Annotated in this window: 11 protein-coding genes; 6 read left to right on the top strand and 5 right to left on the bottom strand. The window is 72.9% G+C overall.

Features of this window, described 5'->3' with window-relative positions; translation table 11 throughout:
- Positions 1–46: 46 nt before the first annotated feature.
- Complete coding sequence (locus tag AB0D49_RS23505; protein WP_362760602.1) at positions 47–1,348, top strand: aldolase; 1,302 nt, start codon at positions 47–49, stop codon at positions 1,346–1,348.
- Between the two features lie 160 nt (positions 1,349–1,508).
- Here the strand turns inward: AB0D49_RS23505 and AB0D49_RS23500 are convergent, their stop codons facing one another.
- On the bottom strand, positions 1,509–2,483 hold the full coding sequence (locus AB0D49_RS23500) for a hypothetical protein (RefSeq protein WP_362760599.1): 975 nt from the start codon (positions 2,481–2,483) through the stop codon (positions 1,509–1,511).
- A gap of 10 nt (positions 2,484–2,493) precedes the next feature.
- Complete coding sequence (locus tag AB0D49_RS23495; protein ID WP_362760596.1) at positions 2,494–3,543, bottom strand: LacI family DNA-binding transcriptional regulator; 1,050 nt, start codon at positions 3,541–3,543, stop codon at positions 2,494–2,496.
- A gap of 217 nt (positions 3,544–3,760) precedes the next feature.
- Between AB0D49_RS23495 and AB0D49_RS23490 the strand changes: the two genes are divergently transcribed.
- On the top strand, positions 3,761–4,714 hold the full coding sequence (locus AB0D49_RS23490) for an ROK family protein (protein ID WP_362760593.1): 954 nt from the start codon (positions 3,761–3,763) through the stop codon (positions 4,712–4,714).
- Positions 4,715–4,999: 285 nt separating this feature from the next.
- Here the strand turns inward: AB0D49_RS23490 and AB0D49_RS23485 are convergent, their stop codons facing one another.
- Positions 5,000–7,075: an NPCBM/NEW2 domain-containing protein gene (locus AB0D49_RS23485; protein ID WP_362760590.1), complete on the bottom strand. Its 2,076-nt coding sequence runs from the start codon at positions 7,073–7,075 to the stop codon at positions 5,000–5,002.
- 265 nt (positions 7,076–7,340) lie between these two features.
- On the opposite strand from AB0D49_RS23485, the gene AB0D49_RS23480 reads away from it, so the two are divergent.
- Together AB0D49_RS23480 and AB0D49_RS23475 are read left to right on the top strand one after the other, a co-directional pair.
- Positions 7,341–7,541: a hypothetical protein gene (locus AB0D49_RS23480; protein WP_362760587.1), complete on the top strand. Its 201-nt coding sequence runs from the start codon at positions 7,341–7,343 to the stop codon at positions 7,539–7,541.
- Between the two features lie 170 nt (positions 7,542–7,711).
- Positions 7,712–8,782, top strand: coding sequence for an NUDIX domain-containing protein (locus AB0D49_RS23475; protein ID WP_362760584.1), 1,071 nt, complete (start codon positions 7,712–7,714; stop codon positions 8,780–8,782).
- 419 nt (positions 8,783–9,201) lie between these two features.
- Here AB0D49_RS23475 and AB0D49_RS23470 read toward each other — a convergent pair whose 3' ends face one another.
- Positions 9,202–10,557 (bottom strand): dipeptidase, encoded by a 1,356-nt coding sequence (locus AB0D49_RS23470; protein ID WP_362760581.1) that lies wholly within the window; start codon positions 10,555–10,557, stop codon positions 9,202–9,204.
- A 263-nt stretch (positions 10,558–10,820) separates the two neighbouring features.
- On the opposite strand from AB0D49_RS23470, the gene AB0D49_RS23465 reads away from it, so the two are divergent.
- On the top strand, positions 10,821–12,164 hold the full coding sequence (locus AB0D49_RS23465; RefSeq protein ID WP_362760578.1) for a geranylgeranyl reductase family protein: 1,344 nt from the start codon (positions 10,821–10,823) through the stop codon (positions 12,162–12,164).
- Between the two features lie 265 nt (positions 12,165–12,429).
- Here the strand turns inward: AB0D49_RS23465 and AB0D49_RS23460 are convergent, their stop codons facing one another.
- Positions 12,430–12,879, bottom strand: a complete 450-nt coding sequence (locus AB0D49_RS23460; RefSeq protein ID WP_362760575.1) for a nitroreductase family deazaflavin-dependent oxidoreductase — start codon at positions 12,877–12,879, stop codon at positions 12,430–12,432.
- A 307-nt stretch (positions 12,880–13,186) separates the two neighbouring features.
- On the opposite strand from AB0D49_RS23460, the gene AB0D49_RS23455 reads away from it, so the two are divergent.
- Positions 13,187–14,437, top strand: coding sequence for a sensor histidine kinase (locus AB0D49_RS23455; RefSeq protein ID WP_362760572.1), 1,251 nt, complete (start codon positions 13,187–13,189; stop codon positions 14,435–14,437).
- Positions 14,438–14,579: the final 142 nt, after the last annotated feature.

The following is a 14,579-nucleotide window of genomic DNA, read 5'->3' as shown; positions in this document are numbered from 1 at the left end:
TCAACGGATTGTTGATTCCATGAAGCGGAAAAGTGGAGGGTGTCGCATGGGGCAGGGCCAGCAGGAGCCGGTGCGTACGAGCCTCGCGGGCGCCGTCAGCGAGGAGATCAGCGCCTCCCTCGCCCCCGTCGACGCCGAACTGGAGCGCCGCTACCCCGGAGACCCCGGCACCCGCCAGCCCGTCCACACCGTCTACGTCCCCGGCGACACCTTCACCGCCGGAACTGTCCGCTCCTGGGGCGACCAGGCCCTCGCCGCCCTGGACGAACACGCCCCCGACGCCGCCTCCTTCGCCGCCGTCCTCGGACTCGCCGACGACCTCGCCGAGCCCGTCCACGCCCGCCTACAGGCCAAACTCGGACGCGAGCCGGTGGAAGACCTGCGGGTCGACTTCGAGGACGGCTACGGGCCCCGCGCCGACGCCGAGGAGGACGAGGACGCCGCCCGCGCGGCCCGGCTGATCGCCGAGGCGTACACGAACGGCACCGCCGCCCCATGGATGGGCATCCGGATGAAATGCATGGAAGCCCCGGTCCGCGAGCGCGGCATCCGCACCCTCGACATCTTCCTCACCGGACTCATGGCGGCCGGCGGACTGCCCGACGGACTGGTCCTCACCCTGCCCAAGGTGACCTATCCCGAGCAGGTCACCGCCATGGTCCGGCTCCTGGACGCCTTCGAGAAGGCACACGCCCTCGCACCCGGCCGCCTCGGATTCGAGATCCAGATCGAGACCAGCCAGTCCATCCTGGCCGCCGACGGCACCGCCACCGTCGCCCGGATGATCCAGGCCGCCGAGGGCCGCGCCACCGGACTCCACTACGGCACCTTCGACTACAGCGCCTGCCTCGGCGTGTCGGCCGCCTACCAGGCGAGCGACCACCCGGCCGCCGACCACGCCAAGGCCGTCATGCAGGTCGCCGCCGCGGGCACCGGCGTACGCCTCTCGGACGGCTCCACCAACGTGCTGCCCGTCGGTCCGACCGACCGCGTCCACGACGCCTGGCGGCTGCACTACGGCCTCACCCGGCGCGCCCTGGCCCGCGCCTACTACCAGGGCTGGGACATGCACCCGGGCCACCTCCCGACCCGTTACGCCGCCGTCTTCGCCTTCTACCGCGAGGGCTTCGCGTCCGCCGCGGCCCGCCTCGCCCGCTACGCCGCCCGCACCGCCGGGGACGTGCTGGACGAACCCGCCACCGCCAAGGCCCTCGCCGGCTATCTGCTGCGCGGCCTGGACTGCGGCGCGCTCGACACCGCCGAGGTCACCACCGCGACCGGGCTCTCCCGCACCGACCTGGAGGGCTTCGCGGCGCCCCGGCGGGGGGACCTGACGGCGTCCGCCTGACCCCGCCATGCGGGCCGGGTCGCGCGCGGCGCCTCTCAGGGGCGGTGGTGGGGGCCGTCCTCATGAGTCCGGCTTCCATGAAGGCGGCCCCAGGAGCCCGGTGCTCAGGCGCCTCGCCTCAAGGGGCCTCAAGGGGTCTCTCGCGCCCAGGAGCCTCGCCTCAAGGGGCCTCGTGCCAACGAGCCTCGCCCTGAGCAGGCCCGCTTCCGAACCCCTCCAGACCCGACGCCGCGACCAGCCCCTCCTCCGCGAACAACCTGGTGCCGCGCCTGCCGACCGCCGGATCGGCGCGCACCCGGGCGCAGAACTCCTCCGGGGTCGCCCCGCACAGCTTCCGCAGCCGGGGCAGACCGGCCAGCAGCGCGCCGAGCAGCGCCCGCTGGTCGCAGTGGCGCAGCAAGGTGCCGCCACCGTCGTGCAGCACACCGCGCCGGTTGACGTACACATACGCGCCCGGCAGGGTCCGTCCGTCCGCCAGGTCGATCCGGACGTCCCGCGCGGGCAGCCATACCCGCCGGTAGTTGCCCTGGGCCAGGGTCGCGCCCTCGCTGGCGTCCACCGCGGCCAGTTGCCCGGCGTCCAGCCAGGTGACGAACAACTCCCGTACGGCCCCCGGCGCCACGAAGGGGGAGGCGCTCACATATCCCATCCGGCTGATGTGCGCCGACACGCCGATGTCGAGCCCCGTGACCCGCACCTTGACCAGGGGCAGCGGGGTCGTGAGCGCGGACTCGGCGAGTTTCGCCCGGAGCTGGCCGGGACTGGCGTTGGACCCCACCGCGAGCACCGGCACCCGGTCCTCGTGCACCAGCCGGGTGAGCGGCAGCAGCCGGTCGCCCACCAGCAGCGCGGATTCGGCGGGCCAGACGCCGGGATACGCGAGGGGATCGTCGCGGGGGACGACCGCCAGGCCCAGTTCCTCCAGGGTGCGACCGGCGGTGGCCGGGGTGTCGTCGGTCGGGGCGCCCTGGTGATTCCCTGCCCCGCCGTCGTCCCTGTCCCGGCTGTAGCCGCCCTCGTCGGCGCTCCCGGCGTCCCCGTCCGCCCCGCCGACACGCCCGGCGCCCCTCACCCGTCCCTCCGGGTACCGCTCCCGGGACCGGTCCCCGCCGCGGCCGTCCTCGGTGCCGTCCATCCTCCGCCCCTCAGTCCGCCGGTGGCAGTTCGCCCGAGCCGCGCTTGATCAGCCGGGTGGGCAGTTCGATCCGCTCCGGGGTGATCAGCGTGCCGTCCAGCTGCCGGAACAGCCGTTCGGCGGCCGTGCGGCCGAGCGCCGCCGCGTCCTGGGCGACGACCGTGACACCCGGCTGGAGCAGATCGCCCAGCTCGATGTCGTCGAAGCCGACCAGGGCGACCGGGCGGGACTGTTCGGCCAGCACCCGGATCACCGTGACCGTCACCCGGTTGTTGCCCGCGAAGATCGCGGTGACCGGATCCGGTCCCGTCAGCATCTCCTCGGCCGCGCGCCGCACCCGCACCGGATCGGTCACCCCGAGGGACATCCAGCCGTCGGCGACGGTTATCCCGGCCTCCTCCATCGCGGTCCGGTAGCCGCGCAGCCGCTCGGCCGCGGTGTGGATGCGCGGCCGGTCGCCGATGAAGCCGATCCGCCGGTGGCCGCCCGCGATGAGATGCGCCACGCCGTCCCGGGACCCGCCGAAGCTGTCGGACAGCACCGCGTCGGCGTCGATCCGGCCGGCCGGGCGGTCCACGAACACCGTGGCCACGCCCGCGCGGATCTCCGGTTCCAGATACCGGTGGTCGTCCCCGGCCGGGATGACCACGAGACCGTCCACCCGCCGGGCGCACAGCGCCAGCGCCAGTTCCTGCTCGCGCTCGGGGTCCTCCGCGCTGGACCCGTTGATCAGCAGCGCCCCGTGTGCCCGCGCCACCTCCTCGACCGCGCGGCTGAGCGGACCGTAGAACGGGTCGGCGAGGTCCTCCAGCACCAGGCCGATGCTGGCGGTACGGCCCTTGCGCAGCACCCGCGCGCTGTCGTTGCGCCGGAACCCCAGCGCGTCGATCGCCTCCTGCACCCGCCGCTCGGTCTCCGGCGTGACGCCGGGCTCGCCGTTGACGACACGCGAGACCGTCTTCAGCCCGACACCGGCCCGCGCGGCGACGTCCTTCATGGTCGGCCGATTGCCGTAGCGGGCGGTCGGGAGGGCGTCGGCTCGGCGGTGCGTGTCGGGCACGATGTGGTGTCCTGTTCCTGTGGTCCACGGTGATGCGTGGCGCATCGGGGCATTTGAGGATGTGGCGTCGAGCATAGGCCCTGGACAACGTTGTCAGAGGCAGGGGAGACTGTCCATCGCAATCTTCGGCCCGCGCGCCCCACCGCTGGACCGGCCTGCCCATTCCCCGCAGCCCCGCGGGGAGACCGACCTTGGTTGACGGGGAGATCCGACTCTGATGCACACCGACCTCGTGGCAGCTCTCGACATCGGCGGTACCAAGATCGCCGGAGCGCTGGTGGACGGCCACGGCACGATCGTGACGCGGGCGCAGCGCGCGACACCCGCGCAGGAGCACGGCGACACGGTGATGGGAGCCGTGGAGGAGGTGCTCCGGGAACTCACCGCTTCCCCCCTCTGGGTCCGGGCGAGCGCCCTCGGCATCGGCAGCGCGGGCCCGGTGGACGCCTCCGCCGGGACCGTCAGCCCGGTGAACGTTCCTGGCTGGCGCGACTATCCGCTCGTCCACCGGGTCCGGGAAGCGATCGGCGGACTGCCGGTCGAGCTGATCGGCGACGGCGTGGCGATCACCGCCGCCGAGCACTGGCAGGGCGCGGCACGCGGCCATGACAACGCCCTGTGCATGGTCGTCTCCACCGGCGTCGGCGGCGGCCTGGTCCTGAACGGGCGGCTGCATCCGGGGCCGACCGGGAACGCCGGGCACATCGGCCACATCAGCGTGGACCTCGACGGCGACCCGTGCCCGTGCGGTTCGCGCGGATGCGTCGAGCGGATCGCCAGCGGTCCGAACATCGCCCGGCGGGCGCTGGAGCGCGGCTGGCGGCCGGGTCCGGACGGTGATGCCTCCGCCGCCGCGGTGGCCGCCGCCGCCCGCGCGGGCGACCCGGTGGCCCTCGCGTCCTTCGAGCGGGCCGCGCAGGCCCTGGCCGCCGGGATCGCGGCCACCGCGACGCTGGTCGAGATCGACATCGCCGTGGTGGGCGGCGGGGTCGGCAAGGCGGGACCGGTGCTGCTCGATCCGCTCCGCGAGGCGCTCGGCGCGTACGCCACGCTGTCCTTCGTCCAGCGGCTGACGGTGGTACCGGCGCAGATGGGGACGGACGCGGGGCTGGTGGGGGCGGCGGCGGCCGTGCTGGCGCGGCGCTCGGACCCGACGGTGGCGGGGGTGTGAGGCGGGGTCCGTGTGTACGGCCGTGATGTACGGCCGCGATGCACGTCTGAGGTGTGCGTCTGAGGTGTACGTCCGTGATGTGTGTCTGAGGTGTGTGTCCGCGGCGCGCCCTTCGTGGTGCGCGGCCGTGGGGTGCATCCGGGGTTGCTTGCCGGGTATGAGCGGTTCGGTGCGAACGCTCATACCCGGTCGGTGTGGGTGATCGTGCTGTCGGGGATTGTTTCTGATCGAACGATCAGATCGTGATGATGGTTCGTTCGTCTGATCGTCCGGTCAGGGGCGTGCTCAGCAGTTCCATCGGGCGTCCGCCCAGTCCCCGTGGTCCGAGGTGATGCCGTCGCCGCCGTCGGTGACGACCAGACGGACCGTGCTCGCACCGCTCACGTCCGCGCTCAGCGGCTGGGCGGGCATCGACGTGGTGAGGACGCCGCTGGAGGCGGCGAGACGGCCGTCCGCCCAGATCTGGAAGGCGACGGTGCCCGAGTCGACTTCCTCGTCGTCGACGCCGACCTGGGCGGTCACGGACGTGCAGTGGCCGCCCGTGTAGTACTCGATCTCGCTCTCGGCGTGCACGCCGAGCCCCTTCGCGTACACCGTGCCCTCGATGGTGAGCGGGGTGCCGTCGCCCGCCGCCTGCTCGCCGTTGCTCGTGTCGCGTTCGACCGGTCCCCAGCCGTTCGTGGACCTCAGCCAGGGCAGGTCGCTCAGGTACGAGGTGCCTTGGGGCGGGGCGACGGCCACGGTGGCGGTCACCGGCTGCTCGGTGCGGACGCGTTGACCGCCGGGCGCGCGGTACTCGGCGCGCAGAGTGAGCCCGTATGAGCCCGGTTCGGCGTGTGCGGGCGGGGTGACCTTCCAGCGGGTGGCGAGGGTGCGGCCGGTCGGCAGGGAGCGGGCGGTGCTGGGGGAGGCGGCGCGGACGGTCCAGCCCTCGGGGCCGGTCAGGGTCAGGGAGACGTGCTGGGCCGGGGTGCGGCCGACGGTCGTGAGATGGGTGTCCAGGGCGGCGGGCCAGCCGGCCTCGACCAGGGAGCGGCCGTCCGGGCCGTACTCGACGGCCGGCGGGTACTGGGCCCAGCGGGAGTCCGCCCGGACCCGGAGCAGGACGGTGCCGTGGGCGGGGACGGTCGCCGCGAGCGTGCCCGCCGTGTTGTAGGTGCGGTGTTCCCACAGATCGCGGCTGCTGTACCCGGAGGCGGCGGGCAGGCCGACCGCCTTCGCGCTGGTGGCGATGCGCTGCGGGCTGGAGGTCTCGTTGAACAGGGCCACCGCGCGGCTGCCGTCCCGCATCTCCTTGGCGACCACCCAGCGTCCGCCCTCGGAGGAGACGACCGTGCCCTGTCGGCCCAGGGGGTCCTGGTCGACCGCGATGACCTCACGGTTGCCGAGGATCTCGAAGGTGTCGTCGGACGCCGTGCGCAGATCGCTGCCGATGAGCAGCGGCGCGGCCATGACCGACCACATCGAGAAGTGGGTGCGGTACTCGGTGTCGGTCATGCCGCCGTTGCCGACCTCCAGCATGTCCGGGTCGTTCCAGCGACCGGGCCCGGCGTGCTCGGCGAGCGGCAGGTTCCGCTTCATGATGGCGAGCATCGAGCCCCAGTCGTCGCTGATGTCGCCGGTGGTGCGCCACAGCTGACCCAGCTCGGCCGCCCACTCCCAGGGCTTGTTCTCGCCCCACTCGCAGATGCTGTAGACGATGGGGCGGCCGGTCGTCGCGGTGGCGTCCCGCAGCGCGTCCCGCATGGTGGTGTAGCGCTGGATCGCGTCGATGCCCTGGTTGTTGCAGTTGTCGTACTTGAGGTAGTCCACGCCCCACTCGGCGAACTGCCGGGCGTCGCTGTACTCATGGCCGAGCGAGCCCGGGAATCCGGCCTCGTTGCAGGTCTTGGTGCCCGCGCTGGTGTAGATGCCGAGCTTCAGCCCGCGCGCGTGCACATAGTCCGCCACGGCCTTGATGCCGTTCGGGAAGCGGACCGGGTCGGGCACCAGCTTGCCGTCGGCGCCGCGCTCGGGCAGCGCCCAGCAGTCGTCCAGGTTGACGTACTCGTATCCGGCGTCCTTGAGGCCCTTCTCCACGAAGATGTCGGCGATCCCCTTGACCATCGCCTCGTTGAACTCGGCGCGGCAGTGGGTGGAGTTCCAGTTGTTGAAACCCATCGGAGGAGTGAGGGCCAGACCGTCCTGCGGGGCGGGCGCGGGCAAGGGGGCGGCCTGGGTGTCGGCGAGGGCTGGGGCGGCGGCCGTGCCGGTGGCCGCCAGGGCTGGCGGAGCGGTGATTCCCGCAAGGCACAGCGTCGCGGCCGTGAGCAGTCCGGCGACTCTGTGGCGGGTCGTTCGGTGGTGCGGACGACGCGTCATGGCGTTCCTCCCGGCGCACGAAAGATGGGATGACTGCATGCTCATGCCATTGGTGCGTCACGGTAGGGCGTGTCGAAGTCTGTTGGAAGGTGTGTGGCTGAGTCTGTTTGATTTTGTTGGGGTGGTTCAGAGGGGCCTCCCTGTGTGGGACGGCCCAGCCGGGTCATGTGGGCCCGGCGCTCCAGCCGGGTCATGTGAGCCCGGTCCGCGCACTCGTCCGGCCCAGGGCCGTGACCCCCGTACCGCTCGGGGAGTTGGGCGGGGCATGAAGAAGCGCAGCATGCTGGCCATCGCCTCCCTCGCCACCGGATTCGTCGTCGCCGCCGTCACCCCGTCCCACGGGCTCGGCGACGCACTGACCGACATCGATGTGAACGGCACCCTGAGCGCCATCGACCACACCATCGCCAGCGACAGCCTGGCCGTGGACGAGAACGCGCTGGGCGGTGGCGGCCACCAGGAGTGACCGGCGGCCCGCCGATCCAGCGCCTTGGCGCCGGTCCCCGAGCGACGGGGACCGGCGCCAAGGTGTGTCTCCCGCCGCTCCGCTCACGGTCACCCGCCCTCAACTGGAGCTGGTTTCCGTGGCAGGGTGGAGCGGGCAAGCCACAGGGGGCCAACCGAAGAGGGGGAAACGTGACCGTCGTCTGGATCAACGGCGCGTTCGGTGCGGGGAAGACCACGACCGCACGGGAACTGATCGAACTGATCCCGAACTGCACGCTTTTCGACCCCGAGGTCATCGGCGCCGCACTCACGCATCTCCTGCCGGCCAAGCACCTCGCCGAGGTCGGCGACTTCCAGGACCTGCCGATCTGGCGCCGGATGGTGATCGACAGCGCCGCCGCGATGCTCGCCGAACTGGGCGGCACGCTCGTGGTGCCCATGACCCTGCTCCGCCAGGACTACCGCGACGAGATCTTCGGTGGCCTCGCCGCCCGCCGGATCGCCGTACGGCATCTGGTGCTCACTCCGGCCGAAACGATACTGCGCGAGCGAATATCGCAGCGCGAGGTCCCGCCCGACCTCCCGGACGGCGAGATACGCATCCGGCAATGGTCGTTCGATCAGATCGATCCGTTCAAGACCGCTTTCGCCGCATGGCTGGGTGGTGACGCACATCCGATCGACAACGGTTCGCTCACTCCCCAGGAGGCCGCCGCCCGGATCACCGAGGCCGTGGGCGCGGGGGACGTGCCGCCGTGCGACATCGTGCAGACCCCCGAACCCACCGCCGAGACCGTCGCGTCCGGTGTGCTCCTCTTCGACGAGCGGGACCGGGTGCTGCTGGTCGACCCCACCTACAAGCCCGGCTGGGAGTTCCCCGGCGGGGTCGTGGAACCCGGCGAGGCGCCCGCCCGCGCGGGGATGCGCGAGGTCGCAGAGGAGACCGGCGTCCGCCTCGACGACGTCCCCCGGCTGCTGGTCGTCGACTGGGAACCGCCCGCGCCGCCCGGGTACGGCGGACTGCGGATGCTCTTCGACGGCGGCCGGCTCGACACCGCCCGCGCCGCGCGGCTGCTGCTGCCGGGCCCCGAACTGCGCGGCTGCCGCTTCGTCTCCGAGACCGAGGCGGCCCGGCTGCTGCCGCCCGTGCGCTACGAACGCCTCAGGTGGGCCCTCAGAGCCCGGGAGCGGGGCTCGGCGCTGTATCTGGAGGCAGGGGTCCCGGTGGGCGGGGGAGCGCAGGGCGCCGGGGAGGGGTGAGGGGCCGCCGTTTGGGAGGGGGCGGGGGCTTGAGCCCCGGGCTCATCGGTGAGGCGCCGAGGGCCATGGGCGCCCGGTCCCGTACCCGTGACTATGTCCGCGCGGCGCCTGGTCCCGTACCCGTGACCGCGCGGTGTCCGGTTCCGTGACGGTCAGCGCGTTCCGTCAGAGTGCCTCGCCGGGGCGTTCGTGTTGATGGTCGCGCGGTGGCAGGGCTGTACCGCGCGGTGCCCTTCCCATATCCGTAACCCTGACCGCGCGGTGCCTGGTCCGGTATCCGTACCCGCGCGGCGCTCGCCCTTGCACCCCGCACCCGCGCGGCACCCGCTTCCGTTCCCGGCACCCGCGCGGCGCCCGTACCCGTACTCCGCACCCGCGCGGCACCCGCTCCCGTACCCGGAACCGCGCGGATGTGGCCGTCAGTTCGTCGCGTAGTTGCGCAGGAACAGGGCCTCGGTCACCGCGAGGCGTTCCAGTTCCTCCGGGGACACGCTTTCGTTGACGGCGTGGATCTGGGCCTCCGGCTCGCTGAGGCCGATCAGCAGGATCTCGGCCTCGGGGTAGAGCGCGGCGAGGGTGTTGCACAGCGGGATCGAGCCGCCCTGCCCCGCGTACTGCATCTCCTGGCCCGGGTAGGCGACGGCCATCGCCTCGGCCATGGCCTGGTACGCCGGGCTCGTCGGGTCGGCGCGGAACGGCTGGCCCTGGCCGACCTGCGCGCTGGACACCCGGGCGCCCCACGGCGTGTGCGCCTCCAGGTGGGCCTGGAGCAGCTTGGTGGCCTCGGCGGCGTCCACGCCCGGCGGCACCCTGAGGCTCACCAGCGCGCGGGCGCTCGCCTGCACCGACGGCGTGGCGCCGACGACCGGCGGGCAGTCGATGCCGAGCACCGTGACGGCCGGGCGCGCCCAGATGCGGTCGGCGACCGTGCCCGACCCGATCAGCTCCACCCCGTCCAGCACCTTGGCGTCCGTACGGAACTGGCCCTCGTCGTACTGGAGGCCCTCCCAGCCGGAACCGGCGGGCAGTCCGTCGACGGTCGTGGAGCCGTCCTCCGCGCGGAGCGAGTCGAGGACGCGGATCAGGGCGGCCAGCGCGTCCGGGGCGGCGCCGCCGAACTGGCCGGAGTGCAGATTGCCTTCGAGGGTGTCCACCGAGACCCGGACCATGGTCATGCCGCGCAGGGTGGTGGTGACCGTCGGCAGGCCGACCCGGAAGTTCCCGGCGTCGCCGATGACGATGGTGTCGGCGGTGAGCAGGTCCGGGTGCGCCTCGGCGTACCGCTCCAGACCGCCGGTGCCCATCTCCTCCGAGCCCTCGGCGATCACCTTGACGTGCACTGGGACGCCACCGTTCGCCTTGAGCGCGCGCAGCGCCAGCAGGTGCATGACGACACCGCCCTTGCAGTCGGCGGCACCGCGCCCGTACCAGCGGCCGTCACGCTCGGTCAGTTCGAACGGAGGCGTGGTCCAGGCGGACTCGTCCAAGGGGGGCTGCACGTCGTAGTGCGCGTACAGGAGCACGGTCCTGGCGCCCTCGGGGCCGGGCAGATACCCGTAGACCGACTGGGTGCCGTCGGGCGTGTCGAGGAGGGCGACGTCCTGGAAGCCCTCGGCGGCGAGCGCGTCGGCGACCCACCGCGCGGCGCCCTCGCTCTCGGTCTTCGGGAACTGGTCGAAGTCCGCCACCGACTTGAAGGCCACCAGCTCGGTGAGCTCCGCCTTCGCCCTGGGCATCAGCGAGGCGACGGTCTCGGCGACCGGATTCGACGACATGGGCACGCTCCTCGTGGGTGCGACGTTGTACGGGGTGAACGGGTCTGTGCGGTCGGCGGACGCCGGGAAGCAGCTGTCCACCGGGTGCCGCACGCCTTCGCGCACGGACCGGCAGCGCTTCTGGGCGACCGGGGACCGCGCGGGCAGGCGCGCCCTTGTACGGGGCGCATACACAGCAGATCCTCGCACAGTGGCCTGCGGCGGCACGGTCGTAGGATGCGGGGGACAGTCGGCAGGCGGCGGATCGGGAGCAGTAGACCATCGTGAGCAGCGAGAACTCTTCGGCGGACGACGTGCGTCAGGTGTGGGACGTCGTCGTGGTGGGCGCGGGGCCGGCGGGCGCCTCCGCCGCGTATGCGGCGGCGGTCGCCGGGCGACGTGTGCTGTTGCTGGAGAAAGCCGATCTGCCCCGGTACAAGACGTGCGGCGGCGGCATCATCGGCCCCTCGCGCGACGCGCTGCCCCCCGGCTTCGAACTGCCGCTGCGCGACCGGGTCCACGCGGTCACCTTCTCCCACAACGGGCGGTACACCCGCACCCGGCGGTCCAAGCAGATGCTGTTCGGTCTGATCAATCGACCGGAATTCGATCAGCAGCTGGTCGAGCACGCACAGAAGGCGGGCGCCGAGCTGCGGACGGGGGTCACCGTGTCGCGGGTCGAGCAGCATGGCTCGGCCGTCCCGGACCGGCGTACGGTCGCCGTGGTCCTCCAGGGCGGGGAGACGCTGTTCGCGCGCGCGGTGGTCGGCGCGGACGGCAGCGCCAGCCGGATAGGGGCGCATGTCGGGGTCAAGCTGGACCAGGTGGATCTGGGGCTGGAGGCGGAGATCCCGGTCCCGGACACCGTGGCGGAGGACTGGAAGGGCCGGGTCCTGATCGACTGGGGCCCGATTCCCGGCAGTTACGGCTGGGTCTTCCCCAAGGGCGACACCCTCACGGTCGGGGTGATCTCCGCGCGGGGCGAGGGCGCCGCCACCAAGCGCTACTTGGAGGACTTCGTGGGACGGCTCGGCCTCGCCGGGTTCGAACCGAGCATCTCCTCAGGACACTTGACCCGCTGCCGGGCCGACGACTCGCCGCTGTCGCGCGGGCGGGTGCTGGTCTGCGGCGACGCGGCGGGGCTGCTGGAGCCCTGGACCCGCGAGGGCATCTCCTTCGCGCTCCGCTCCGGACGGCTCGCGGGCGAGTGGGCGGTCCGTATCGCGGAGGCGCACGACGCGGTGGACACCCGCCGCCAGGCCCTCAACTACGCCTTCGCCATCAAGGCCGGGCTGGGCGTGGAGATGGCCGTCGGCAAGCGGCTGCTGCGGATCTTCGAGCGGCGCCCGGGGCTGTTCCACGCGGCGCTGACGGGCGTCCGCCCGGCCTGGAAGGCGTTCATGGACATCACCCGGGGCGCGACCTCGCTCGGGGAGCTGGTCCGCGGCCGGCCGCTCGCCCAGCGGGCGCTGGCCATGCTGGACCGGCGGGCGGCGGAGGACACGCCGAAGGCCGACGCCGAGACCCGGACGGACGCCGACGCGAAGGCCGCCGGCGGGTCGGACGGTGGGTCGGACGGCGGGCCGGACGGTGGTACGGAGCCGGAGGTGCAGCGGCCCGGCGGCTGACGCGGCTGACGTGGCTCACCCGGCTGACGTGGCGACGGGCGGGGCGTGGCGTGGCATCGCGGAGGCACGGGGAGGTGTGGGCAGACGCCCGGTGCTTGCGGAGAGGCGCCGGGCGCGGAGGGGCGGACGCGCGCGGAGCAGCACGGGCTCGCCTGGCATGCCCGGCGCTTCAGAAGCTCACTTCAGTTCAGAAGTTCGTTTCAGATCGGATCGTCACCCCAGAACGTCACCCCAGAACGTCACCTCGGAACGTCGCTTCGGAACGTCACTTCACGAACGTCAGCCGGAAGACCGGATGATCAGGAGCGATCCGCCGCAGCTCCCAGTCCGAGGACTCGGGCCCGACGCCCTCGAAGAACGCCCCCACCTCCGACTTCCAGCGCCTGAGGTACGCCCGCAGCAGCGGCGGCTTGTCGTCGTCGGCGACCTCGGTCGCGGTGAACCGGTCCGTGTTCCGGCCGAGCCGCAGCTCACCCCCGCCCGCGGCCCGCATGTTCCGGGTCCACTGCACATGACCGCGCGGCGCGACCAGGTAGTAGCGCCCACGGACGGTCAGCAGGTTCACCGGCGTGGTGCGCCACTCGCCGCTCTTGCGGCCTCGCACCGCGAGCACCCGCGAACCCCAGACGCTCACCCCGCGCGCGGTCAGCCAGGCGACCGCGCGGTTGAGCACATGGACCGTGAACCAGCCGGGCTGCTGCACATGCGGGGACATGACGGCTCCTGGGCCTCGTGGAGCGTGCGCGTGCTCGCTCCACAGCAGTCTGCGGTCCGCACGCGTCTCCCGCATCCGGCACGGCACGGCACGGTCCCGACCACGTCGGCGCCAGTCACCCCGGCCCGTACGCCCCTCATGTGTCCCGCGTACGTTCCGAACGCGTCCAGCGTCCAGCGTCCAGCGTTCGGCGTTCGGCGTTCGGCCGGGCGGTACGCCCATATACCCCCGTACTTCCGTGGGAGTACAGGTGATCACCCCGCCCGGCTGACGGCACGGGCGCCCGTCGGCGTCTAGCGTGGCGGGCATGGACAGGCAGCACGGGCGCCCGGCGGGCCCGCCGACGTGGTGGCGGCAGGGGCCGCCCTGGTGGAACCGCTGGGACGAGGCGGGGGACACCCGTCGCTGGCCATGGCGTTCCACGCTCGCGGTGACCGTCGTCGTACTGGTCGGCTCGAACTTCGCCGCACATGCCCAGGCGGGCGAACGCGCCCCCTTGGACCCCTTCGCCCGCGCTCTGCTGCTGGTCGGCTGCGCGCTGCTGCTCCTCCGCAGGCGCCACCCGGTCCTGGTCGCCTACGGGACCGCGCTGGCGGCGATGGTCTACCTGGGGGCCGGGTACCCGTACGGGCCGGTGTTCTTCATCGTGGCCCTCGGGTTCTTCAGCGCGCTGGCCGCCGGTCGGCGCACGGCCGCCTGGGGTGCCGTCCTGCTGCTCTGGGCCGGTCATTTGCTGGTCGCCCACTGGTTGTACCGCTGGCTGCCGCCGTCCGGCGACACATCCGCGCCCTGGGGGCAGGAACTGGTGATCGCGGCCTGGGTGGCGGCGATCGTGGCGGTCGCCGAACTGACCCGGGTCCGACGCGAGCAGTGGGACAGGGAACGCGCCGAGCGCGCCCAGGCGGCCAGGCGACGCGCCGACCAGGAGCGGCTGCGTATCGCCCAGGAACTGCACGACGTCCTCGCGCACAGCATCTCCGTGATCAATGTCCAGGCCGGGGTCGGTCTCGCCCTGCTGGACTCCGACCCCGAGCAGGCCCGGACCGCGCTGACCACCATCAAGTCGGCGAGCAAGGAGGCGCTGGGCGAGGTCCGCCAGGTCCTCGACACCCTGCGCACCCCCGGCGACGCGCCCCGCGCCCCCGCGCCCGGCCTCGACCGGCTGTCCGAGCTGGTGGAGCAGGCGTCGTCCGCCGGGCTCACGGTCACGGTCGAGGGGCGCCCGCCCCGGCTGCCGCCCGGCACGGATCTCGCCGCGTTCCGGATCGTCCAGGAGGCGCTCACCAATGTCGTACGGCATTCGGGGTCGCGGAACGCGAGGGTGCGGCTGGAGCACGGCGGGGGCGCGGTGCGGCTGCGGATCGACGACGACGGACCGGCGACCGGGGCCGACGCCGGGGGCAGTGGGAACGGGCTGGCCGGGATGCGGGAGCGGGCCGCCGCGCTCGGTGGCACGATCGAGGCGGGACCCCGCGCGGACGGGGGGTTCCGGGTGCTCGCGGTCCTGCCGTTGACGGCGGAACCGGGGGAGGCGGAAGTGGAGGGGCGGGCGCGATGAGTCGAAGGACGTCGCCGGTCACCTCGGCCGTGACCGGATCAACGAGTCCAGCCGGCCGAGTCAGGCCAGTCGGCCCGGTAAGCCCCGTAAGTCCAGTAAGCCAAGGCAGCCCTGTGAGTCACGTCAGCCCAGTGAGTTCCCT

The organism is Streptomyces sp. NPDC048290 (assembly GCF_040652095.1).
Classification (GTDB): domain Bacteria; phylum Actinomycetota; class Actinomycetes; order Streptomycetales; family Streptomycetaceae; genus Streptomyces.
Note: the sequence above shows the minus strand (reverse complement) of the source record. Positions and strands in the feature narration are given on the sequence as shown.